This is a genomic window from Burkholderia sp. HAN2018 (assembly GCF_024704855.1).
In the GTDB taxonomy this organism is placed as follows: domain Bacteria; phylum Pseudomonadota; class Gammaproteobacteria; order Burkholderiales; family Burkholderiaceae; genus Burkholderia; species Burkholderia cepacia.
This window is the reverse complement of record NZ_QOBB01000022.1, coordinates 35,406-55,130: the sequence shown is the minus strand read 5'-3', so window position 1 is coordinate 55,130 and position 19,725 is coordinate 35,406. Positions and strand designations below refer to the sequence as shown.

Below are 19,725 nucleotides of genomic sequence, written 5' to 3'. Positions count from 1 at the left end.
ACCAACATGATCGCGACTCGAATCCTGCGCCGGCCGCGCGCATTGATCGTCGGCTGCGGCGACGTCGGCATGCGCTGCGTTGCGCAATGGCGCGACACGCATCGCAACCTGCGGATCTTCGCGCTGACGAGCCACCCGGCCCGCCGCGACGAACTGCGTGCCGCGGGCGCGACGCCGATCGTCGGCGATCTCGATCGCCGGGCGACGCTCGGCCGCCTTGCGGGCCTGGCCCGCACGATCCTGCATCTCGCGCCGCCGCAATCCGACGGCCGCGACGACCGGCGCACGCGTGCGCTGATCGCCGCAACGACCGTGCCCGCGCGTCGTCCATCGACTCCGCCGGCACCGGCGGTCGGCCGGCTCCGAACGCTGCGCACCGCTGCACGGCAGGCCGGCGCACCCGTTCGGGGAGCGCGTATTGTACCCGACGGCCTTCGCGCGCCGAGGCTCGTCTACGCGAGCACGACGGGCGTATACGGCGACTGCGGCGGCGCGCGCATCGACGAGACGCAGCCCTTGCGTCCCGCGAATCCGCGCGCGTTCCGACGCGTGTCGGCCGAGCGGCAACTGCGCGCGGCGACGGTGCGCGGCGTGCTGTCCGCGCGCATCGTGCGCATTCCGGGCATCTACGCGGCGAACCGCCTGCCGGTCGCACGGCTCGAGCGCGGCACGCCGGCACTCGAGCCGGCCGACGACGTCTACACGAACCACATCCACGCGGACGATCTCGCGGCGATCCTGCGCCGCGCGGCCGAACGCGGCAAGCCGGCGCGCGCCGTGCACGCGTCGGACGACAGCGAACTGCGGATGGGGGAGTATTTCGACCGGGTCGCGCAGGCGCTGGGCCTGCCGAGGCCGCCACGCGTCAGCCGCGCGGACGCCGAGCGTCAGCTCGAACCGACCCTGCTGTCGTTCATGCGCGAGTCGCGGCGCCTGTCCAACGCACGGCTCAAGGCCGAATTGTGCGTGACGTTGCGGTATCCGACCGTAGACGATTTCCTTCAAACGCTCGCGCCGGGCGGCGCGTCAGGTCAGCGCCGGTAATGCCTCGATCAGCAGGAAGCACAACAGCGCGCCGATCAGCGCGCCAATCAGGTTCGGATGATATTTGTGCTTCAGGTGCATCGCGGCCAGCAGGCCGCCGATCACGATGACACCGATGACCGCGAACGCGATCATCATGTACGACAGTTCGAAAGTATGGTTGATGTTCATGATGTCTCCCCTGCATCGCTGCTCGTACAGCTTGTCATTTCAGTATAGCGGGGGAACATGCGGCAGGGATGCGGCCGGACGTCGAACGATCGTGCGGATTTTCCCTTACAGGGTTTCGACGGAATTGCGCAGCGCTGAAAGGTCGGCGTCATCGAGCCAGCGCCACGCACCCGGTGCGAGATCGCCCGGCAGCGCGAAGCCGCCGATGCTTTCGCGATGCAGCGCTTCGACGCGATTGCTCGCCGCCGCGACCATGCGCTTGACCTGGTGATACTTGCCTTCGAGGACGGTCAGCGCGAGCGCGTGCGGTGCGCGCGCGTCGGCGGCGACCGCCGCGATCGGCTTCGGCTCGCCGTGCAGCTGCACGCCGGTGCGCAGCGCATTCAGCTGCGCATCGTCGAGCGGATGGCGCACGGTGGCCACGTAGGTCTTCGGCACCTTGCGCTTCGGCGACGTGTACGCGTGCACGAACTGGCCGTCGTCCGACAGCAGCAGCAGGCCCGTCGTGTCCTGGTCGAGACGTCCGACGCACTGCACGCCGCGCGCGACGAGCGGCGCGGGCAGCAGGCTGAACACGCTCGCGTGGTGTTGCGGATCGCGCGAACACTCGTAGCCGGCCGGCTTGTTGAGCGCGAGATACGCGCGCGCGTGGAACGGCCACGCCGTATCGTCGACCGAGAACACAAGGCCGTCGGTATCGAACGCGGCGTCGGGGTCGGCCGCGCGCGCGCCCGCCACGCTGACGCGGCCCGCTTCGATCAGGCCGCGGCACTGGCGGCGCGAGCCGAAGCCCTGGGTGTAGAGAATGCTTTCGAGATCCATAGCGCGCGCATTCTATCAAGCGGCGGCGCGCGGCCGGCGTGAACCCGCATGCGCTGGTAAGCTGCCGGTACGCCGCGCGGGGTGCGGCGCCCGTTCATTCTTCACGGAAAGTCCATGCCTTTCGCTTCGTTCCCGTTCGGCCGCAAGGCTGCCGCCGTCATCCTCGCCGCAACCGTCTCGTCGGTTGCGTTCGCGCACGCGCATCTCGCGAAGAGCGACCCGGCGGCGGGCGCGGCGGTGGCCGCCGCACCGGCTGCCGTCACGATCGACTTCACCGAGCCGCTGGAGCCGGCGTTCAGCTCGATCGTCGTCGTCGACGGCAACGGCAAGACGGTGTCGGACGGCCGTGCGCGCATCGACGCGTCGAACCGCAAGCGGATGACGGTGCCGCTCACGGCGGTCGGCACGGGCGCCTATACGGTGAAATGGGTGGCCGTCGCGACCGACGGGCACCGCACGCAGGGCGCGTACGGCTTCAGCGTGAAGTGACGTGACGCAACGGCGACGGCAGGCCCGTGCCAGGGCTGCCGTCGCCTCCATTCGACAGGGAGTCCCGCATGAATCCGACGACGCTCGACGCACTCGCCGATTTTCCCCGTCAGCTCGAAGCTCATTTCGCGGCCGTCCCCGACGGCTACGCGCGCTGGACGCCCGACGACTGGGCCGGAATCCCGAGCGAGCACTTTTCGCCGCTCGGACAGCTCTGCCACGTGCGCGACATCGAGACCGACGGTTATCACGTGCGGCTGCGGCGGATGCTCGAGGAAGACCGGCCGCTGCTCGTGTCGATCGATGGCGACGCGCTCGCGATCGAGCGCCGCTACAACGACGCGTATGCGTCCGACGTGCTCGCGGCGATCCGCGAAGCACGGCGCGAGACGCTGGACCTCGTGTCGCGCCTCACGCCCGAGCAGCTCGCACGCACCGGGGCGTTCGACGGTTACGGCTCGCTGACCGTGCGCGGGCTCGTCCACTACCTGTGCAGCCACGACCAGCAGCATCTGGCCGGCATGCAATGGCTGCTCGGCAAGATCGACGCGGCGCTGTACGCGCGCTGAGCCGGCCGGCATCCGCGGCATCGATCGGTGATTCCGGAAATCTTGTCGGTGCGGCAGGCCACATTACCTTGCGGCAATTGGATCGATTTTCTGGATAATCCATCCAGCCGCGACCGGCTGACCGGTGCGTCGCGCGTGCCTACACTCCAGGATTCGTTCATCGAGAAAAGGAGTCCACCGTGGCAATTCATTCGCTCGCAGACAAGGTCGTCCTGATCGCAGGCGGCGCAAAGAATCTCGGCGGCCTGATCGCCCGGGATTTGGCGAGCCACGGCGCGAAGGCAGTGGCAATTCATTACAACAGCGCCGCATCTCAGGCACAGGCCGAGGAGACGGCCGCCGCGGTGCGCGCGGCCGGCGCGGAGGCTGCCACGTTCCAGGGCGACCTGACGACGGCCGCCGCGGTCGAGAAGCTGTTCGACGACGCTAAACAGCGCTTCGGCAAGATCGACATCGCGATCAACACGGTCGGCAAGGTGCTGAAGAAGCCGTTCACCGAGATCAGCGAGGCCGAGTACGACGAGATGTTCGCGGTCAACAGCAAGTCGGCGTTCTTCTTCATCAAGGAAGCGGGGCGGCACCTCGAGGATCACGGCAAACTCGTCACGCTCGTGACGTCGCTGCTCGGCGCGTTCACGCCGTTCTATGCGGCGTACGAAGGATCGAAGGCGCCGGTCGAGCATTTCACGCGTGCGGCGTCGAAGGAATACGGCGCGCGCGGGATCTCGGTGACGGCCGTCGGGCCGGGTCCGATGGACACGCCGTTCTTCTATCCGGCCGAGGGCGCCGATGCGGTCGCGTATCACAAGACGGCGGCCGCGCTGTCGCCGTTCAGCAAGACGGGCCTGACCGACATCGAGGACGTCGTGCCGTTCATTCGCCATCTCGTCACCGACGGCTGGTGGATCACGGGCCAGACGATCCTGATCAACGGCGGCTACACGACCAAGTAATCGACCAAGTAATCGTTCGGGCAACGCGCCGCTTCGGCGGACGTCGCGGGGTGCGGCGTGCACCGCAATGGCGCGTTTGCGTGGACAATGGACGGGCGCGCGGCCTCGCGGCTGCGCGCCCGTTTTTCTGTGCCGCCGGACCTTGCCGCGACGCGCGACATCCGGCGACGACGCGCTTCCGAACCTACGCTCCCTGCCGATGGACAAGCTGGATCAGGTCAGAATCTTCCTGCAGGTTGCCGAGATGGGCAGCTTCATCAAGGCCGCACACGCACTCGACGTGCCGCGCGCGACCGTGTCGGCGGCCGTCCAGCAGCTCGAGACGGGGCTCGGCACGCGCCTCCTGCATCGCACGACGCGCCAGGTGCAGCTGACTGCCGACGGCGCGTTGCTGCTCGAACGCGGCCGGCGCCTGCTCGCGGAAGCCGACGAACTCGACCGCCTGTTCCGCCGCCGCGACCGCGACGTGATCGGCCGGCTGAACGTCGACGTGCCGAGCCGGATCGCGCGGCGCATGGTGGCGCCCGCGCTGCCGTCGCTGTTTCGCCGTCACCCGAAGCTGCAACTGTCGCTCGGCTCGACGGATCGGTCGATCGATCTGGTGCAGGAGGGCGTCGACTGCGCGATCCGCGTCGGGCGGCTCGCGGACAGCAGTCTCGTCGTGCGGCCGCTCGGGCAGTTCACGCTGATCAACTGCGCGAGCCCCGACTACCTGCGCGAATGCGGCGTGCCCGAGCATCCGGATGCGCTCGCGCACGGACACTGGGCGATCGGTTATGCGTCGCCGACGACCGGGCGTGAACTCGACTGGGAATACTGCTCGGACGGCCAGCGGTACACCCTCACGCTGCCGAGCCGCGTGATCGTCAACAACGCCGAAACCTATATCGCCAGCTGCATCGCCGGGATGGGGCTGATCCAGATTCCGCGCTTCGATGTCGAGCATCTGCTCGACAGCGGGGCGCTGGTCGAGGTGATGCCGGGCCATCGGGCCGCGCCGATGGACGTGTCGGCCGTGTATCCGCACCGGCGCCATCGTTCGCGCCGGCTCAATGCATTCGTCGAGTGGTTCGGCGAGCTGATGGCGAGCGCGCTGACGAGGGGCGGGGAGGACCGGGAGGGCGGAGAGGGCGACTGACCGGCGCGCGGTTCGCGTCGCGTGCCGCCGCGCCGGGTTCAGCCGGGCAGCGCCGCGAACCGCCGGCTGCGCCCGGTATCCCGCACTGCATCGATCAACGCCGCCCCCGCGCCGTCCGGTTTTGCCGCGAACGCGTAAAAGCGTGCGGCCGGCAACGCCGGCAGACCGTCTTGCGGCCCGCATTCGCGCAAGTCGTCGCGCAGCTGGCTGCGCGCCAGCGCGGTGACCGCGAAGCCGGCGAGCGCGGCCGACACGCAGCCGGCCATGCTGCCGCTCTCGAACAGCACGCGAAACGGGCGCAGCGCGGCGGCGAGTGCCGCGACGGCGGCTTCGCGATAAACGCACGGCTGCGGAAACAGCGCGAGCGGCACCTCACCTTCGGAGTCGAGCGTGCGATCCGACGCGAACGCCCATACGAGCGGCTCTTCCCACAGCAGTTCGCCCGGCGTGTCGACCTGCCGGCACTGCTTGCCGAACACGACGTCGAGCCGGCCGAGCGTCTGCTCGCGCAGCAGCGACGCGGTGATGCCGACCTTCAGTTCGATCGACGTGCGCGGGTGGCGGTCGCGAAACGTGCGCAGCACGTGCGGCAGCCACGCGCCCGCGAAATCCTCCGACGCGCCGACCCGCAGCGGCCCGTGCGCCGGCGCGCCGCGCAGCCTCGCGCGCACTTCGCGCTCCATGTCGACGATGTTGCGCGCGTACGCGTACAGCGTGTCTCCGGCCGGCGTGAGCGCGATGCGGCGCGTCGTGCGCGCGAGCAGCACCGTGCCGGCCGCCTGTTCGAGCCGCTTGATGTGGCCGCTGACCGCCGACGGCGTCAACGCAAGCCGTTCCGCGGCCGGCGCGAACCCGCGGCTGTCGACGACTTCGAGGAAGGTGCGCAGCAGCGTGATGTCGAGCGCGGTCGACGCGGGATCGGTCAGCGGTTCCATGGTTCGATTCAACACAATACTCGAGGAATGAACAATGATACTCCGCGAATCGTGATGAACGACCGGCCTACCATCGTGCACTCGGATCGACCCGACGGAGTGCACGATGACGACCTACGCGCATGCGACGACCGCGTCGCTGGATATTGCCTATCTCGAATGGAACCCGCGCGGCGAGCGCGTGGCGGTACTGCTGCACGGCTGGCCGGACAGCCCGATCGGCTGGGACGCCGTGGCGGCGACCCTTGCCGCGCGCGGCTACCGCGTGCTCGCGCCTGCGCTGCGCGGCTTTGCGCCGACGCGCTTTCGTGACGCATCCGTGCCGCGCAGCGGCCAGCTCGCGGCGCTCGGACGAGATGCGCTCGACTTCGTCGATGCGCTCGGTCTCGAGCGGCCCGTGCTGGTCGGGCACGACTGGGGCGCCCGGGCGGCCGCGAACGCGTGCGGGCTGCGCGATGACGCCGCATCGCATCTCGTGATGCTGTCGGTCGGATACGGCACCAACGACCCCGGGCAGCCGCTGTCGCTGCAGCAGGCGCGCAATTACTGGTATCACTGGTTCATGGCGACGCCGCGCGGCGAACAGGCGTTGCGCGACGATCGCCGCGCGTTTGCCCGTCTGATGTGGGACACGTGGTCGCCACCGGGCTGGTATCGCGATGGCGATTTCGAGGCGGCGGCAGACGCGTTCGACGGGCCCGACTGGATCGACGTCGTCCTGCATTCGTATCGGCATCGGTGGGGATTCGTGCCGGGCACGCCGGCCCATGCCGATGACGACGCGCGCCTGAATCCCGCGCCGGTGCTGGCATTGCCGACGCTGGTGCTGCACGGCGGCGCGGATACCTGCAATCACCCGGACAGCTCGGCCGGGCGTGAGCGCTTCTTCACGGGCCGCTACGCGCGGCAGGTGCTGGACGGCGTCGGCCACTTTCCGCAGCGCGAGGCGCCGGCGGCGGTTGCGGAAGCGATCCTCGGGTTCTGCGGGCCGCGCTGATGCGCGCCGGCGCGCGCGGCGCCCGGCGCGCACCGGATCAACTGCCGACGCGGGCGGCCAGCAGGTCGGCGAGGCCGATGTTCCTGAACATCTCGCGGCGGACGCGATCGCCGACGCGGAACACTTCCTCCGCGCCGTCCTGCGACGGATCGACGAATACGCGGTACGGACGCTTGCCGGCGGGTGCGGCGACGATGTCGGCAATCGCCGTCGCGACGGTGCCGGCATCGGCGTCTGCCGGTTCGAGCGCGGCGAGGCCCTGCAGTGCCTGCCCGGCGACGCCCGCATAGGGGCCGTCGTCGTAGGCGGCCTGCACGGCCGCATCGGCCGGCTTGCCCGCGTGGGCGAAGTGATTCGTGCCCTGGGTGAAGGCGCCCGGCACGACGATCGACGTCTCGATACCCCAGCGGGCGAGTTCGGCGGCATAGGACACCGCGAGCGAATCCATCGCGGCCTTCGCGGCGAAGTAAGGGGCGAGGAACGGCGGCGTACCGCCGCGTGCGGACGACGACGACACCCAGACGAGCAGGCCGCGGCCCTGACGGCGCAGGTGCGGCAGCGCCGCGCGGTTGACGCGCTGGGTCGACACGACGTTGATGTCGTAGAGCTGGGCGATCTGCTCGGGCGTGAACGCTTCGGCCGCACCGAACACCATGTGGCCGGCATTGTGGACGATGATGTCCAGGCGGCCGTTGTCCGCGATCACGCGATCGATGGCCGCACCGACGGACGCGTCGTCGCCGACGTCGAGCTCGACGGTGCGCAGGTCGACCCCGTGTTCCTGCGCGTAGGCGGCAATGGCGGCGACGCGCGGCGCGTTGCGGCCGGTGCTTTCGCGCATCGACGCGTAGACGGTATGGCCGGCGCGGGCGAGCGCCTGGGCCGTCAGCAGGCCGAAGCCGCTGGACGCACCCGTGACGAGAATGACTTCCTTCATGATCGATCTCCGGTAAGCGGGGGGCGAGGCAGGCGGCCCGTCAGCACATGCCGCCGTTGGCGCGCAGGATCTGGCCGTTGATCCACGCGCCGTCGGGGCCGGCGAGGAATGCGACGACGCGCGCGATGTCGTCGGGCTGGCCGAGCCGCTCGAGCGGGTTCAGCTTCGCGAGCCGATCGACGAGTTCGGGGCTCTTGCCCTGCAGGAACAACTCGGTCGCGACCGGTCCCGGCGCGACGGCATTCACGCGGACGCCGCGCCCGCGCATTTCCTGCGCGAGCACCTGCGTCAGGCTTTCGACTGCCGCCTTGCTGGCGACGTACACGCCGTAAGTCGGCATGCGCATGCCGATCACGCTGGTCGACAGGTTGATGATGCGTCCCCCGTCGCGCACCCGCCTGGCCGCTTCGCGGCATACGTTGAACGTGCCTTTCACGTTGGTGGCGATCGTTTCGTCGAAGAGCGCATCGTCGCAGTCGGCGATGGTCGCCAGCTTCATCACGCCCGCGGAATTGACCACGACATCCACGCTGCCGAATGCAGCTTGCGCGGCGTCGAACAGCGCGGCCACGGCCGCCGGGTCGGCGACGTTCGCCTGCACCGCGACGGCATGGCCGCCGTCGGCGACGATCGCGTCGACCACTTCGCGGGCCGGGCCGGCGCTCCCGGCATAGTTGACGATGACCCGGAAGCCGTCCCGGGCGAGCTGGCGCGCGATTTCCGCGCCGATGCCGCGCGATGAACCCGTGACGAGGGCGACCTGTTCCGATGTGCTCATGTCCTGCTCCTTGGTTCGTGAGTGCCGAGCGATCCGGCGACAGGACTAATGTAGGCTTCCTCGGCCAATAAAAATAATGAATAATAAGAAGATCAAGAATGACTAAAAGTATGTCTTATGGCATTCGACAGCAGGCTTTTGAGCGGGATCGGCGTACTTTCGGCGGTGATCGAGGCCGGCACCTTCGCGCGGGCCGGCGAAGCGATGGGATTGACGCAGCCGGCGGTGAGCCGTGCCGTCGCCCGGCTGGAAGAGCGCGTCGGCATCCGGATCTTCAACCGCACGGCGCGCGCGATCACGCTGACCGACGAGGGCCGGCGTTTCTATGAGGCGGTCGCGCCGCTGCTGGCCGGCATCGAGGAGGCGGCGATCGACGCCGGCCAGTCGAAGGCGCGTGTCAGGGGGCGGCTGCGCGTCAATGTCGACGCGACCTTCGGCCACTACGTGCTGGCGCCGAAGATGGCCGAGTTTCTCGAGCGCTTCCCCGACCTGTCCGTCGAGATCAGCGTGCGCGACCGGATGGGCGACCTCGTCGCCGACGGGTTCGACGTGGCCGTGCGATTCGGCATTCCGGAACCGTCGTCGTATCGTGCGCGGCTGCTGCTGGAAACGCGCGTGCTCACCTGCGCGTCGACAGCCTATGTCGCGCGTCATGGCGAACCGCGGCATCCGCGCGACCTCGCGGACGGGCACCGTTGCGTGCTGATCCGCGACCCGGTGACGGGGCGGCCGTTCGAATGGGAATTCCATCGCGGCAAGGAAGTGGTGCCGTTCGATGCCGCCGGCCGGCTGATGGTCAACGATACGGGCATGCTGCTCGGTGCGTGCCTGGGCGGCGCGGGGATTGCGCAATTGCTGGAGCTCTATGCGCGGGACATCCTGGCTGAAGGGCGGCTGGTGCTGCTGTTGCCGGAATGGGCGGACGAGACGTTTCCGCTTTACGCGTATCACCACGCGTCAAACCTCGTCTCGGCGAAGGTGAGGGTGTTTCTCGACTTCGTTCGCGAACTGATGGCCTGAGCGCGAGACGCGGCCGGCGGCAGGACGGCCGGCGCTTCATTCGGTGCGATGCGGGATGTTGTCCGGGAACGGATACGGTGCGTGCGGGCCCGGCCAGTCAGGCACCGGCGGCGCGGTCAGGACGTCGCATCCGCCCAGCACGAGCACGAGCGCCACGGTGAGCACGCGGCGGCGGAGCGGGGATGAAATCGTGCGCATGGACATGGCGTGCCTCCGTGCCGCGCATCCTCATGATGCTTGGACTGTTGGGCGGGGGCGCGCGTTGCGGCGCGTGCGGCAAAAACAAAAAACCCGCGAAGCGGCGAGCTTGCGCGGGTTTCGACAGATGCAGCGCACGACGCTGCGAAATACTGGTGCCAGGGCCGGAATGAAATAATTCTCTGTGATGCCCGTAGTGTAAGGGCATCGCTTGTTGGGTGTTGCTGAGTTGCCCCCAGAGTTGCCCCCCGCGCTTCTGGCAGCCGCAGAATTCATATCGCTCTGCTGCGTGTGCCGTTCGGGCGAGGTCGTTCAGAAGATACCGACGGGCGTATCGGCGTAGGCTCGATCAGTCGAAGGCCCGTGCCGTGCGGAACGTTGCTGTGCCGCCGGAAGCAAAAATATTTGGAGATTTGGAGATAGACGGTTGTATCGGGCTGTAAGCCTTGTCTGGTAAGGCTGTGGTTATCTCCAAGTCTATCTCCAAAGTACACATTTTCTTGGAGATAAAGTTGGAGACAGGCTGCTTAGCCATGGGGCCCGTACGACGACGTTGAGAGTTGCCCCGCCTTCTGGAACGCTGCGCGCAAAGAACGCCCCGCGCGCCCACACCCCCGAGCCGCCGTTACGCTAGAAAGTTACTTTGCAACCATCGCATAACGTCAGTGATTGGCACGAGCAAGCGCAGCATAATCGCGACAAGATTGCTGATTCGGGGGCTGGCCATGACAAACGCCGCAGTGCTATCGGCAGTGCTTGCCGCGCTCGCATCCGGCTTATTCGCCCTAGTTGGCGTGGTGATTACCTCGACACTTGCTCAAAAGCGCGAACACGCAGCCCTGTGACGCACGACCGGCGCAGATCGACCCACAGCCGACTTTCGGGCCCTCGGCCGAAACGACCGCTTCCAGGCTGCAACCGACGCTCGCTTGGTTGCGTCAGCCAGACAGGCGTCCTGCGAATATCTTGCGCTATCCATCACGCCTTCTATGAAGCGACGGCTTCATCTTGATAACGGCAGATTCGTCTGGTTGAGTAATTTTCGAGCTATCGGGAATGGCGTAGCGTTTCGTACGCGCGGTGCACACGTCGTTTTTTTTGATCGTGAAGATAGCTGACAGCCGCATCCACTATTTCGCGCTGGCCAAATTGAGGCCCATATTCTTGAAGCAGCGCCTCGCTCGCCACGACGTCGTTCAGCTCGCCCAGCTCGTCTTGGGCAGCCTTTAATCGTTTGATTGTCTCGCGGTGGCCAATATCAAGAACTGGTGAGAAAAACTCGAGCAGATACCGCAATCTCTTTCCCGCAATTCGGACTTCGTGGAGCGCCGCATAGCTCGACTCGCCGTGCGATGTTGCACGCCTGAGCCGCTTTTCCAGGGCGCGTTCCGCAACAAGCACGCGGCTCCTGATGAACTTTTCGAATGCAGGCGTCTCGGCAGAGGTGGTCAGTTGATGCCGAGCGCTTTCGACAGCGCGGTTAAGTACGTGCTTAACATCGGCCTCTCGTATCGCCTTGCAACTGAACAACGCCGCGTCGCTGCGACAACTGGCTACGAACATCAGCAACGATACGCGAGGATGCTTGGCCGCTTCGTATTGGGTGAGCAGCCCCTGCAAAATGTCCCAGTCTCGCGTTTTGCCTGCAATGTTGGCGAGCGTTTTAAATTGGGCACGCCAGTTCGCAGCATCCCCTTTGTCAAGCAACGGACCATATGCCCACCAAAGCGACCGCATGCGCCGCAGGGCAACCCGCAACTTATGAAACACCTCCGGATCTTCTTGTGGATCGAGTTGAGCAGCCCATCGCACTGCTTCGCGAACGGTAGATGACGCTGACAGCACGAACGCCTCTGCGACGGTGGCGCCCGAAATTTCGAGGCTTTGGCTGGCACCGGCCGCCCGGTAATTGGGCCCTTTCTCGGACGCAGGCTTTGTTGCGCTTGAAGACGGGAGATCCATCGCAGCACCTTAGCAAATTCCGAGTGAACGCAGTCATAGGATAGTGTGCGACGAGGGTAGCCTCCAAGGCTTGACGCTTATCAACCTCTCTATGGCGCTCACCGCGTTACCGCCACAGAATCCTGCCCGGCGCGCGCCTTGCTCGTTCGCAAGAAATCGACAATGTTCAGCGAGACAGTATCCGCCTTGGCCTTCGAGCGCGCTTTCCGGGCGACGCTCAGAATCGGGCTCAGTTGCTCATAAAAGCATTCAAGCTGTCGCGCATCGGATGCCAATCGCTCAAGATCGAGCGCCTTTTCAAGAACCGTCCGCGCGATGTGAAAACGCTGAAGTCCGCGCCCAACACGAACCTGAAAGACCACGCCATCGCTGTTGTGCGGCACTCCGGCCCAAACAAGCGAACCGCTGTCCATAAAGCCTCCGAGGAATCGCAATCGTCATATCAATATGCCAGCAAGCTCTCGCGGCGCATATCGGTATTTCAAAATTGTGACGCTTGACGCATCGGATTTTTTACAGAAACTCGAATATTGCGGCGCAGCAAAAATGCCCGTAGACTGGGTTCGCACCTTCGATGCAGTTGCCCCGCAGTCGCCCCATGACGGGAGAGCACGCCATGACGACTTCTTCACCAGCACTGAGTCAGACGCTCCCCGCCCTCCACGTATTCGAACAAGACGGGGGTTGGCATTGGGGCATCACGGTTCCTCGCGCCACGGGAAGCGGCTTCAAACTGATCGCGTTCAGCGAGCACACCTTTTCCGTTGAAGACACTGCCCAACGCGACGGCGATCGAGCGTTGGCCTCCATCGCGGCAAGTGACGGGAACTGAGCGTTTCCGGCAGTTGCACGCTCCTTGAGTTTTCACATCCAGATGCAATACTCGTATCACCCTCCGATGCGAGACCACTCGCCGCGCGCCATGACGGACTCCGCTACTTGTCTGACATGCCCGATCGTCCGTGACGATCTGAGCCTGTCGTTCTCTGCGTATGGCACCGGTTGGGGGTACGTTGCGATCAAGCTCCCGTCCGACATCATTCGAGACAAGCTCGGCGCAAACGCAGCGACCCCCGAGCAACTGCTCACCGCATTTGAAAGCAATCGCGAGAAGATCACGATCGCGGTCAATCGACATGCATTGCCGAGCGACGGCCGGCACATCCAGCTCGACAAATCAGACTTCTAGATCGGAACCAGCGTGTGGGCCAGCGTGCCGACCGCAGACAGGAGGTGATACATGAACATCCGGATCCTGATTCCCTGCGCCCTCGCTCTTGTTGCCACCGCCGCTCAAGCTGCCGATATCACCGGTGCCGGGAGTACGTTTGCAGCACCGATTTACACAAAGTGGGCCGATGCGTACAAGAAGGCGGGCGGCGGCAGGGTCAACTATCAAGGCATCGGCTCGTCGGGCGGCCTGAAGCAGATCAATGCGAAGACGATCGATTTTGCCGGTTCGGACGCGCCGCTGAAGGATGACGAGCTCGCGAAGGAAGGCCTGTTCCAGTTCCCGACGGTGGTCGGCGGTGTGGTGCCGGTCGTCAACGTGCCGGGCGTGAAGTCAGGCGAACTGACGCTGTCGGGCTCGGTGCTCGGCGACATCTACCTCGGCAAGATCAAGAAGTGGAACGACCCGGCGATCGCCGCGCTAAACCCGAAGGTCAAGCTGCCGGATACGGACATCGCGGTCGTTCGCCGCGCTGACGGCTCGGGCACGAGCTTCATCTGGACGAACTACCTGTCGAAGGTCAACGGCGAGTGGAAGTCGAAGGTTGGCGAAGGCACGACGGTCAACTGGCCGACGGGCACGGGCGGCAAGGGCAACGACGGCGTCGCGGCCTTCGTGCAGCGCCTGCCGGGCGCGATCGGCTACGTCGAGTGGGCGTATGCGAAGAAGAACAACATGACCTACACCGCGCTGAAGAACTCGACGGGCATGGTGGTCGAGCCGAAAACGGAAACCTTCAAGGCCGCTGCGGCCGGCGCGAACTGGTCGAAGTCGTTCTACCAGATCCTGACGGACGAGCCGGGCAAGGATGCATGGCCGGTCGTCGGCGCGACGTTCGTGCTGATGTACACGAAGCAGGTCAAGCCGGAACAGGGCAAGGAAACGCTGAAGTTCTTCGACTGGGCGTTTAGCAATGGCAACCAGGCCGCCACGGATCTCGACTACATCTCGCTTCCGGATCCGGTCGTCGCCGAAATCCGCAAGCAATGGAAGGCGAAAATCAAGGACGCCTCCGGGAAAGCGTTGGTGGATTGAGTGCGGTGGGTGGGACGCGATAGCGACCTTCAGGTGGCCGTCGTCGTTTCCACCTCACGAACGCCGGGTTGCGCCAGATCCTTCGCCGAGAGTGGGATCCGTTCGCCTGTCTGCGGCAATTTTATCCGCTCGACCGCATGCAAGACCCGCCGCTTGCCCAATTCAAACGCAAGCAGCAACTGTCTCGATGTCCCATCGGCAGCGCCAAGTTGTTCGCAAATCACTTCGGACGTCAGTGAAAAGGCGCAATAGCCCCACCCGAACGCGTATGCCGAAAACCATAGCGTCGGCCCGGAAGTGACGATTGGCATCGTCACGGTGGTACGCGGATGATCCATGGCCCTTACCTTTCCGTCCGATAGCATGACAGCCATTTCCGCATGGCGCACACGGAAGGCATGTGTGGAATTATGGCACGCATCAGCCTACCGACCAGGCTGTCTTGAAATTTGGCAGCGATAGTCACCCAGCGAGCCGGGCTCCAGCAGGGCGTGAGTTGAACGGCGCACGCCGCTTAGACTGCGTCGCGTACCCGCATGATCGTCTGGCGGCTCGTGCCAAATCGCCGAGCAAGCGCGGCCACGCTTGCCCCCGCGTCCAACTCGCGCAGCACGTCCGCCCGCTGCTCGTCCGACAGGGCGGACGGCCGCCCCATCGCCTTGCCTTCCGCCTTCGCGCGAGCGATACCAGCGTGCGTGCGCTCAATCAGCAGATCCCGCTCGAATTCGGCCACCGCGTTCAACACCTGCATCGTCATCCGGCCGGCCGCGCTCGTCAGATCTACGCCGCCCAGGGCGAGACAATGAACCCGGATACCGCGTTCGGTCAATCCCTCGACCGTGGCCCGAACGTCCATCGCATTGCGGCCGAGTCGGTCGAGCTTCGTCACGATCAACACGTCGCCTTCTTCCATCTTGACGAGCAACTGCGCAAACCCCGGCCGCTGATCGGCGCTTACGCTCCCCGAAATGCTTTCCGACACAACGCGGCGCTTGTCGACCGAGAAGCCGGCCGCCTCGATCTCTCGTAACTGGTTCGCGGTGGTCTGGTCGGACGTACTGACGCGGGCATAGGCAAAGGTTCGGGACATATCGGGCACTCAATCTGTACGAAATAGATGTCCGAATATAAGGCAATGTCCAAAACATTTCAACCCTTATTTTCGGACAGGGCAAAATGCCCCTGTCCGGAAGGGATCGGTTTTGGACAAGCGCATTTGATTGGAGGCCGATTGCCTTCTGGTCGGTCGCCTTTTCCGTCGGTCGGCCCCGGCACACGTTTTACACAGCCTCGGCCGAATGCAGCCGGCCGCCGCCCTGTGACGCACGACCGGTGCAGATCGACCCGACGGCGGCCACTCGTGACTCGACGAAGCGGCCATTCGGCAGCCGGCCCGTATACGTTTTTCAGACGATTTACTTCGCAGAGGCGAGCCAGTAGATTGGTGGTGATCACAATAAGCAAACCACTCTGGGGGACCGCATGAGAGAAACCAAGTGGCCGTTTCGGCTGGCAGTCGTGATATCTGTAGTGTGGGCAGTTGTCGCATACGCCCTTTCCTACGGAGACAGCAGCTTTTCGGGCGCGTCCTTCGCGGTGCTGGGGCTAATTCCGCTGTGTGTCTTTTGGGGCATTGGCTGGGTTCTGGCGGGAGTGTTTCGGCAGCGGGCAGGGCGGGTAGAGGCCGCAACCCCGATCGCAGCCCCGACAGGTCCAGAGCCCGCTGGAGCAATCGCGATGACCGTGGTGAAGGGTGCTCTGGACGAGTCGGCGCAGGATTGGGCGCCTTCGACGATTGCGTCGCCGCTTGCAGGTCCATGGCGTCGGTTTTTTGCCCGTACGCTAGACCTGTACATCTGGTCACTAGTGGTGGGGTTCGTGGTCGGAATCCTGAACGCAAGATTCGGGTGGTCTCTGCTCGCGTTCACAGACATGCCGTCGTCGTCTCAAGACATGCTCAGTGGAATCTTGATTATCCCGATTGCCATCGTGTGCGACGTTCTGGTCTACGCCGCTTTTGGCAACTCGATAGGCAAGGGCTTGCTTGGCGTTAAGGTGCAGATGCTCGATTGTGCTCCGCTGCCTGCGCGCACGTACGCCGCGCGCAGCGTCGACGTCTGGATTCGAGGCATCGGATTGGGCATCCCAATCGTGGCACTTTTCACCGAACTCGCGAGCTATCGGGCCCTATTGGGCGGCAAGCGCACCAGTTGGGACATCAAGTACGGTTGCCGTGTTTCTCGGGCGCCTCGCAAGTTTGGCCACTATCTCACCGCTTTAGCGTTGTTTTTGGCTTTCATTGCGGTGTTGGGCTACGGGAAGATGGAAGAGCAGCGCCAGAAAGACACTCAGAACCTCCCGCCAGTCAGTTGGCAGAATCCCCTAACCCGTGAGACGGCAACCATTTTGCCAGCAGGTTGGCGGCTGTTGCCTCAGAGCAGCAACCTCCCACCGAACACATGGCTGTATGCCGACGCGACGAATCAGGTGGTTGTTGGCGTAGGCTTTGAGGCTGCGAACGTCGGTCTTGATGAGTATGTCGACGCACTGCTGAAGGGAAATCCCACGCTCGCAGTCATCCGGAACGGCAGCGTCGTTGCGGATGGCGCTAGTCAGGTCTGGACTGGAAGCGGCGCAGGTGTGGCGTCAGATTCCACGGAAGCTATAACCGTTCGCGCGCATGTTCTCGCGGCAAACGGAGGATTTTGGCGTGTCTTCGCCGCGGCACCAGCAAGCCACGAGAGCGGCATTGCGCTGGAGCCTGACGTATTCCGTGCAGTCACCCAGACGCTTACGCCCTAAAGGCAGACGAGCTCTGCAATCAGGCGAACGAAAAGGCGGGTGTGTGCTCGTGGAGGCCGAGCTCGAAAGGCTTGGGATATGCCGAGCGCAATCTGCGCAGCATTTCCCTTGTCTCCAGGGGCGTCCACCAGGGTATCGCCCTTGTCGGTGAAGCGATCGTCGGCGATCTTGGTGTCCGTGTCGAATGGCGGGTTCTGGCCGAACGCGGCCGGCCGCCGCCCTGTCACGCTCGACCGGCGCAGATCGACCCGTTTGAGTCGCTCAGTCACCGCCATGCGCCGATTCGCGCCTCGGGCATGGGCATCAGGACACCACGGACCACCCGCTATCATGGGGTACCCGTCATGCTCCGCAGCCAAATGGACTATTCAAACGCAACCCGAAACCAGCACTTTGTCCCGCAGGTCGAGCAACGCCTCAACGCGGCGAACCCTTTCGCACCGCCGCGAGATCAACGGATCTTTTCGTTCAAAGTCCAAGAGCGGGAATCTTTTACCATTCGACTTGAGAGCAAGAGGGGAAGACTGATCTCTAGCAATCTTTCGCTCGATGACCTCTTCACGTTTGACGTCGCTTCGGACCGCGCTTCGCGACTCAACTTCGAAGCGAGCTTTCAGCGCTTCGAACAGGAGGTAGCCGTCACCACCGGGAGCTTGCTTCAGAAGCTCGCGTCGGGCGACAACAATGTCGGTGGCGAGATCGCCAGTATCTTCACGGCCAAACTACTTAACTTCGCGCGCAACCCCTTTTCGGTGGGCAAAATCCTGAACACGTTCGGCGTGCTCGCGAACTATGAGCCGACCGCACCGGATGCAAAACGGATGTTCGAACGTGTGCTCAATGGTCGCAAGCCTCATCAGGCACGGCTTTGTTCGCGACTTGGCATATCCGACACCGACTATGGCCGATGGCTGCGGATGCTGTTCATGCTCTTTGTGGAATCGGGGGAAGGGAGTCTCTCTATGCTCGAAAGTATGGTCAAAGCAGTGTTTGAGCGAAAAAGCCATGCTGCGGCAGTCATGGTCTGTAGCTATAGCGAAGCACGATGCCTACTGTCTGATCGTGGTTTCAGCCAATTTACGGACCGGCAGGACCAGATCGGCTTGGAGTTTAATCTTCGCCACAATGCTTTTATTCGTTACTTGTTTGCTGATCACGCGGGGCTGGTCCCCCACGCGCCGCGCGAACTAATTGAGCACCATCAGAAACAGAACCATCCGGTCCAGCTTTACTATCTTGCGGACAATCTCGAATGCCTACGAGCATTCAATCGGAACGCAATCTACTTTTGCCACAGTCGCGTATTCTGCTCGTCCCGCGAAGAAATTCTTCTCTAGGAGCGCGATGCACCGTTTCACTTCGCTGGATATGGGATATCCAGCGCCTGCGCGATCAGGTCGAAGCCCTTACTCCCTTTATACGCATCGATGTCAAGCCCACGCAGCATGACCTTTTCCCACCCGCCGCTCTTGCGGTGGTGCGTGCGGATAAACTCGGGCGTCAACACGTAGAACTCCGGCTCCGCCACCCCGTCTATCGCCGCGTGCTTCTTCGCCTTAGAAAGGTAGTAACCAACGTTCAGAAAAGCGACCACGAGGAAATCGAACGCGTCGATCGACCGCTCCTTGACCGGGAACCCGCGATCGCAATCGGTCGCATAGCGGCTCTTCACCTGCACGCGCAATTGCCGGGACGCCTTGCGCGGGTCCGGATGGATGCAGATGAGGTCGTAGCCTTCGTTCATCGGCGGGGCCTTGTAGGTGAGGACGTTTCTGCGCAGCAGGTGGCCCATCACAAGGTACTCGGCGCTCAACGAGATGGCTGGAAAGCGAGCAGCGCGGCGCGCCTCCTCGCCGTCCGGGATTTCGTCAACGGCGTTGCTTTCGTCCACCGTGCTACTCCTGCACGTGCAGTTTGTGGAAAAGTTCGGCCATTGCCTGCCTGTATGCCTCGGGGTCTTTCCCGGCAGCGTCAGGATTCGCGTGTCTGACCATGTAACCCGCCATCATGTGCGTGACCGTGTTCGCTTCGGCATGCACCCACTCCGCAAGTTGCATCACCTCAGCATAGCTTGCTGCATCGTTATCGTCATTCGCAGGCCAGCCTTTATGGAGAATCCAGCGGTGCATGAGTTCGTTGCGCCGGTCGATCAAGGTGTTGAGGCGATCTTCCAGATCCGCCGCAATCTGCCCGCGCTGCGAGAGCACCTTCACCACGTTCGCCGTCGCGGTCTTGTACTTCTCGGGTGTGATGAAGCCGCCCGTTGCCTCACGATACGCTTCGTCATTCATCATCTTGAAGCCTTCGTGGATCGACACGAAGGCCACCTCGAACATCTGCATCGCGATCGCCGCGCGTCCGATCGCCGCGTAAGCCTGCTCCATGAGATCCGAATCCTTTACAGAAAAGTCGAAGCCGCCCGGACGTCGCAAATCTTCGCCCGTATTCCTTGGCAAGCCAAGATGGGAGATTGTTGAACCGTTTGCGCTTTGCATTAAGCCGATATTCGTAGAGCAATTGCTGTATCGATGCGATACCTGGCGAGGACCTGGCAGACAACCTACGCCACGAACCGCGTCATCGAATCTCGGAGCGACGTTGAGTTTACAAATCTACCAGATCGTCGGATTGTCGATCTGTCGCC

The 19,725-nt window shown here is 64.1% G+C and carries 24 protein-coding genes; 12 read left to right on the top strand and 12 right to left on the bottom strand.

Annotated features, from left to right (window positions below):
- The first annotated feature begins 6 nt into the window (after positions 1-6).
- Entirely contained in the window at positions 7-1,044 is a 1,038-nt protein-coding gene (locus DPV74_RS07995) for an NAD-dependent epimerase/dehydratase family protein (protein ID WP_119336931.1), read from the top strand.
- On the opposite strand, the gene DPV74_RS07990 is transcribed toward DPV74_RS07995, so the two are convergent.
- Both DPV74_RS07990 and DPV74_RS07985 read right to left on the bottom strand, forming a co-directional pair.
- On the bottom strand, positions 1,027-1,215 hold the full coding sequence (locus DPV74_RS07990; RefSeq protein WP_027786681.1) for a hypothetical protein: 189 nt from the start codon (positions 1,213-1,215) through the stop codon (positions 1,027-1,029). The two genes, DPV74_RS07995 and DPV74_RS07990, sit on opposite strands and share 18 nt — an antisense overlap.
- 105 nt (positions 1,216-1,320) lie before the next feature.
- Positions 1,321-2,037 carry a pseudouridine synthase gene (locus tag DPV74_RS07985; RefSeq protein WP_027786682.1) on the bottom strand — a complete coding sequence of 239 codons (717 nt, stop codon included), beginning with the start codon at positions 2,035-2,037 and terminating at the stop codon, positions 1,321-1,323.
- A 114-nt stretch (positions 2,038-2,151) separates the two neighbouring features.
- Between DPV74_RS07985 and copC the strand changes: the two genes are divergently transcribed.
- The 4 genes from copC to DPV74_RS07965 all read left to right on the top strand — a co-directional run bounded on the left by copC (position 2,152) and on the right by DPV74_RS07965 (position 5,186).
- Complete coding sequence (copC, locus tag DPV74_RS07980) at positions 2,152-2,526, top strand: copper homeostasis periplasmic binding protein CopC (RefSeq protein ID WP_027786683.1); 375 nt, start codon at positions 2,152-2,154, stop codon at positions 2,524-2,526.
- 68 nt (positions 2,527-2,594) lie between these two features.
- Complete coding sequence (locus DPV74_RS07975) at positions 2,595-3,095, top strand: DinB family protein (protein WP_027786684.1); 501 nt, start codon at positions 2,595-2,597, stop codon at positions 3,093-3,095.
- A gap of 179 nt (positions 3,096-3,274) precedes the next feature.
- Positions 3,275-4,048 (top strand): SDR family oxidoreductase, encoded by a 774-nt coding sequence (locus DPV74_RS07970; protein ID WP_119336930.1) that lies wholly within the window; start codon positions 3,275-3,277, stop codon positions 4,046-4,048.
- A gap of 199 nt (positions 4,049-4,247) precedes the next feature.
- On the top strand, positions 4,248-5,186 hold the full coding sequence (locus DPV74_RS07965) for a LysR family transcriptional regulator (protein ID WP_119336929.1): 939 nt from the start codon (positions 4,248-4,250) through the stop codon (positions 5,184-5,186).
- A 38-nt stretch (positions 5,187-5,224) separates the two neighbouring features.
- Here the strand turns inward: DPV74_RS07965 and DPV74_RS07960 are convergent, their stop codons facing one another.
- Positions 5,225-6,121 carry a LysR family transcriptional regulator gene (locus tag DPV74_RS07960; protein WP_119336928.1) on the bottom strand — a complete coding sequence of 299 codons (897 nt, stop codon included), beginning with the start codon at positions 6,119-6,121 and terminating at the stop codon, positions 5,225-5,227.
- A 106-nt stretch (positions 6,122-6,227) separates the two neighbouring features.
- On the opposite strand from DPV74_RS07960, the gene DPV74_RS07955 reads away from it, so the two are divergent.
- Positions 6,228-7,118, top strand: coding sequence for an alpha/beta fold hydrolase (locus DPV74_RS07955; RefSeq protein WP_119336927.1), 891 nt, complete (start codon positions 6,228-6,230; stop codon positions 7,116-7,118).
- Between the two features lie 37 nt (positions 7,119-7,155).
- On the opposite strand, the gene DPV74_RS07950 is transcribed toward DPV74_RS07955, so the two are convergent.
- Together DPV74_RS07950 and DPV74_RS07945 are read right to left on the bottom strand one after the other, a co-directional pair.
- The gene (locus DPV74_RS07950) at positions 7,156-8,055 is read right to left on the bottom strand and encodes an SDR family oxidoreductase (protein ID WP_119336926.1); all 900 of its coding nucleotides are present in this window, start codon (positions 8,053-8,055) and stop codon (positions 7,156-7,158) included.
- Between the two features lie 40 nt (positions 8,056-8,095).
- Positions 8,096-8,833: an SDR family oxidoreductase gene (locus tag DPV74_RS07945; protein ID WP_119336925.1), complete on the bottom strand. Its 738-nt coding sequence runs from the start codon at positions 8,831-8,833 to the stop codon at positions 8,096-8,098.
- Between the two features lie 117 nt (positions 8,834-8,950).
- Here DPV74_RS07945 and DPV74_RS07940 point away from each other — a divergent pair, with 117 nt between their 5' ends.
- On the top strand, positions 8,951-9,853 hold the full coding sequence (locus DPV74_RS07940; protein ID WP_119336924.1) for a LysR family transcriptional regulator: 903 nt from the start codon (positions 8,951-8,953) through the stop codon (positions 9,851-9,853).
- Between the two features lie 36 nt (positions 9,854-9,889).
- On the opposite strand, the gene DPV74_RS07935 is transcribed toward DPV74_RS07940, so the two are convergent.
- The 3 genes from DPV74_RS07935 to DPV74_RS07925 all read right to left on the bottom strand — a co-directional run bounded on the left by DPV74_RS07935 (position 9,890) and on the right by DPV74_RS07925 (position 12,426).
- Entirely contained in the window at positions 9,890-10,057 is a 168-nt protein-coding gene (locus tag DPV74_RS07935; protein WP_162922981.1) for a hypothetical protein, read from the bottom strand.
- Positions 10,058-11,098: 1,041 nt separating this feature from the next.
- On the bottom strand, positions 11,099-12,013 hold the full coding sequence (locus tag DPV74_RS07930) for a CHAD domain-containing protein (RefSeq protein WP_119336922.1): 915 nt from the start codon (positions 12,011-12,013) through the stop codon (positions 11,099-11,101).
- A gap of 98 nt (positions 12,014-12,111) precedes the next feature.
- Positions 12,112-12,426, bottom strand: a complete 315-nt coding sequence (locus DPV74_RS07925; RefSeq protein ID WP_119336921.1) for a hypothetical protein — start codon at positions 12,424-12,426, stop codon at positions 12,112-12,114.
- 203 nt (positions 12,427-12,629) lie between these two features.
- Between DPV74_RS07925 and DPV74_RS07920 the strand changes: the two genes are divergently transcribed.
- From DPV74_RS07920 to pstS, 3 genes are all read left to right on the top strand, one after another.
- Positions 12,630-12,845: a hypothetical protein gene (locus tag DPV74_RS07920; RefSeq protein ID WP_119336937.1), complete on the top strand. Its 216-nt coding sequence runs from the start codon at positions 12,630-12,632 to the stop codon at positions 12,843-12,845.
- Positions 12,846-12,935: 90 nt separating this feature from the next.
- Positions 12,936-13,202: a hypothetical protein gene (locus DPV74_RS07915; protein ID WP_162922980.1), complete on the top strand. Its 267-nt coding sequence runs from the start codon at positions 12,936-12,938 to the stop codon at positions 13,200-13,202.
- A 51-nt stretch (positions 13,203-13,253) separates the two neighbouring features.
- Complete coding sequence (gene pstS / locus DPV74_RS07910; protein WP_119336919.1) at positions 13,254-14,279, top strand: phosphate ABC transporter substrate-binding protein PstS; 1,026 nt, start codon at positions 13,254-13,256, stop codon at positions 14,277-14,279.
- 29 nt (positions 14,280-14,308) lie between these two features.
- Here pstS and DPV74_RS07905 read toward each other — a convergent pair whose 3' ends face one another.
- Both DPV74_RS07905 and DPV74_RS07900 read right to left on the bottom strand, forming a co-directional pair.
- Positions 14,309-14,617, bottom strand: a complete 309-nt coding sequence (locus DPV74_RS07905) for a hypothetical protein (RefSeq protein WP_119336936.1) — start codon at positions 14,615-14,617, stop codon at positions 14,309-14,311.
- Positions 14,618-14,793: 176 nt separating this feature from the next.
- Positions 14,794-15,369, bottom strand: a complete 576-nt coding sequence (locus tag DPV74_RS07900) for a recombinase family protein (RefSeq protein WP_119336918.1) — start codon at positions 15,367-15,369, stop codon at positions 14,794-14,796.
- Positions 15,370-16,016: 647 nt separating this feature from the next.
- Here DPV74_RS07900 and DPV74_RS07895 point away from each other — a divergent pair.
- Both DPV74_RS07895 and DPV74_RS07890 read left to right on the top strand, forming a co-directional pair.
- A complete protein-coding gene (locus tag DPV74_RS07895) occupies positions 16,017-17,081 on the top strand; it encodes an RDD family protein (RefSeq protein WP_162922979.1) in 1,065 nt (354 codons plus the stop codon).
- A gap of 71 nt (positions 17,082-17,152) precedes the next feature.
- Positions 17,153-18,418, top strand: coding sequence for a hypothetical protein (locus DPV74_RS07890; protein WP_162922978.1), 1,266 nt, complete (start codon positions 17,153-17,155; stop codon positions 18,416-18,418).
- Positions 18,419-18,435: 17 nt separating this feature from the next.
- Here the strand turns inward: DPV74_RS07890 and DPV74_RS07885 are convergent, their stop codons facing one another.
- Both DPV74_RS07885 and DPV74_RS07880 read right to left on the bottom strand, forming a co-directional pair.
- Complete coding sequence (locus DPV74_RS07885; RefSeq protein ID WP_059715971.1) at positions 18,436-18,972, bottom strand: hypothetical protein; 537 nt, start codon at positions 18,970-18,972, stop codon at positions 18,436-18,438.
- Between the two features lie 4 nt (positions 18,973-18,976).
- Positions 18,977-19,576 (bottom strand): hypothetical protein, encoded by a 600-nt coding sequence (locus DPV74_RS07880; RefSeq protein ID WP_240439940.1) that lies wholly within the window; start codon positions 19,574-19,576, stop codon positions 18,977-18,979.
- Positions 19,577-19,725: the final 149 nt, after the last annotated feature.

Coding starts and splice junctions, on each gene's coding strand:
- DPV74_RS07920 (WP_119336937.1), top strand. CDS start 12,630: ATGACGACTTCTTCACCAGCACTGAGTCAGACGCTCCCCGCCCTCCAC.
- DPV74_RS07925 (WP_119336921.1), bottom strand. CDS start 12,426: ATGGACAGCGGTTCGCTTGTTTGGGCCGGAGTGCCGCACAACAGCGAT.
- DPV74_RS07900 (WP_119336918.1), bottom strand. CDS start 15,369: ATGTCCCGAACCTTTGCCTATGCCCGCGTCAGTACGTCCGACCAGACC.
- DPV74_RS07905 (WP_119336936.1), bottom strand. CDS start 14,617: ATGGATCATCCGCGTACCACCGTGACGATGCCAATCGTCACTTCCGGG.
- DPV74_RS07960 (WP_119336928.1), bottom strand. CDS start 6,121: ATGGAACCGCTGACCGATCCCGCGTCGACCGCGCTCGACATCACGCTG.
- pstS (WP_119336919.1), top strand. CDS start 13,254: ATGAACATCCGGATCCTGATTCCCTGCGCCCTCGCTCTTGTTGCCACC.
- DPV74_RS07950 (WP_119336926.1), bottom strand. CDS start 8,055: ATGAAGGAAGTCATTCTCGTCACGGGTGCGTCCAGCGGCTTCGGCCTG.
- DPV74_RS07930 (WP_119336922.1), bottom strand. CDS start 12,013: ATGGATCTCCCGTCTTCAAGCGCAACAAAGCCTGCGTCCGAGAAAGGG.
- DPV74_RS07965 (WP_119336929.1), top strand. CDS start 4,248: ATGGACAAGCTGGATCAGGTCAGAATCTTCCTGCAGGTTGCCGAGATG.
- DPV74_RS07955 (WP_119336927.1), top strand. CDS start 6,228: ATGACGACCTACGCGCATGCGACGACCGCGTCGCTGGATATTGCCTAT.
- DPV74_RS07940 (WP_119336924.1), top strand. CDS start 8,951: ATGGCATTCGACAGCAGGCTTTTGAGCGGGATCGGCGTACTTTCGGCG.
- DPV74_RS07985 (WP_027786682.1), bottom strand. CDS start 2,037: ATGGATCTCGAAAGCATTCTCTACACCCAGGGCTTCGGCTCGCGCCGC.
- DPV74_RS07880 (WP_240439940.1), bottom strand. CDS start 19,576: ATGCAAAGCGCAAACGGTTCAACAATCTCCCATCTTGGCTTGCCAAGG.
- DPV74_RS07895 (WP_162922979.1), top strand. CDS start 16,017: ATGACCGTGGTGAAGGGTGCTCTGGACGAGTCGGCGCAGGATTGGGCG.
- DPV74_RS07935 (WP_162922981.1), bottom strand. CDS start 10,057: ATGTCCATGCGCACGATTTCATCCCCGCTCCGCCGCCGCGTGCTCACC.
- DPV74_RS07975 (WP_027786684.1), top strand. CDS start 2,595: ATGAATCCGACGACGCTCGACGCACTCGCCGATTTTCCCCGTCAGCTC.
- DPV74_RS07990 (WP_027786681.1), bottom strand. CDS start 1,215: ATGAACATCAACCATACTTTCGAACTGTCGTACATGATGATCGCGTTC.
- DPV74_RS07995 (WP_119336931.1), top strand. CDS start 7: ATGATCGCGACTCGAATCCTGCGCCGGCCGCGCGCATTGATCGTCGGC.
- DPV74_RS07915 (WP_162922980.1), top strand. CDS start 12,936: ATGACGGACTCCGCTACTTGTCTGACATGCCCGATCGTCCGTGACGAT.
- copC (WP_027786683.1), top strand. CDS start 2,152: ATGCCTTTCGCTTCGTTCCCGTTCGGCCGCAAGGCTGCCGCCGTCATC.
- DPV74_RS07945 (WP_119336925.1), bottom strand. CDS start 8,833: ATGAGCACATCGGAACAGGTCGCCCTCGTCACGGGTTCATCGCGCGGC.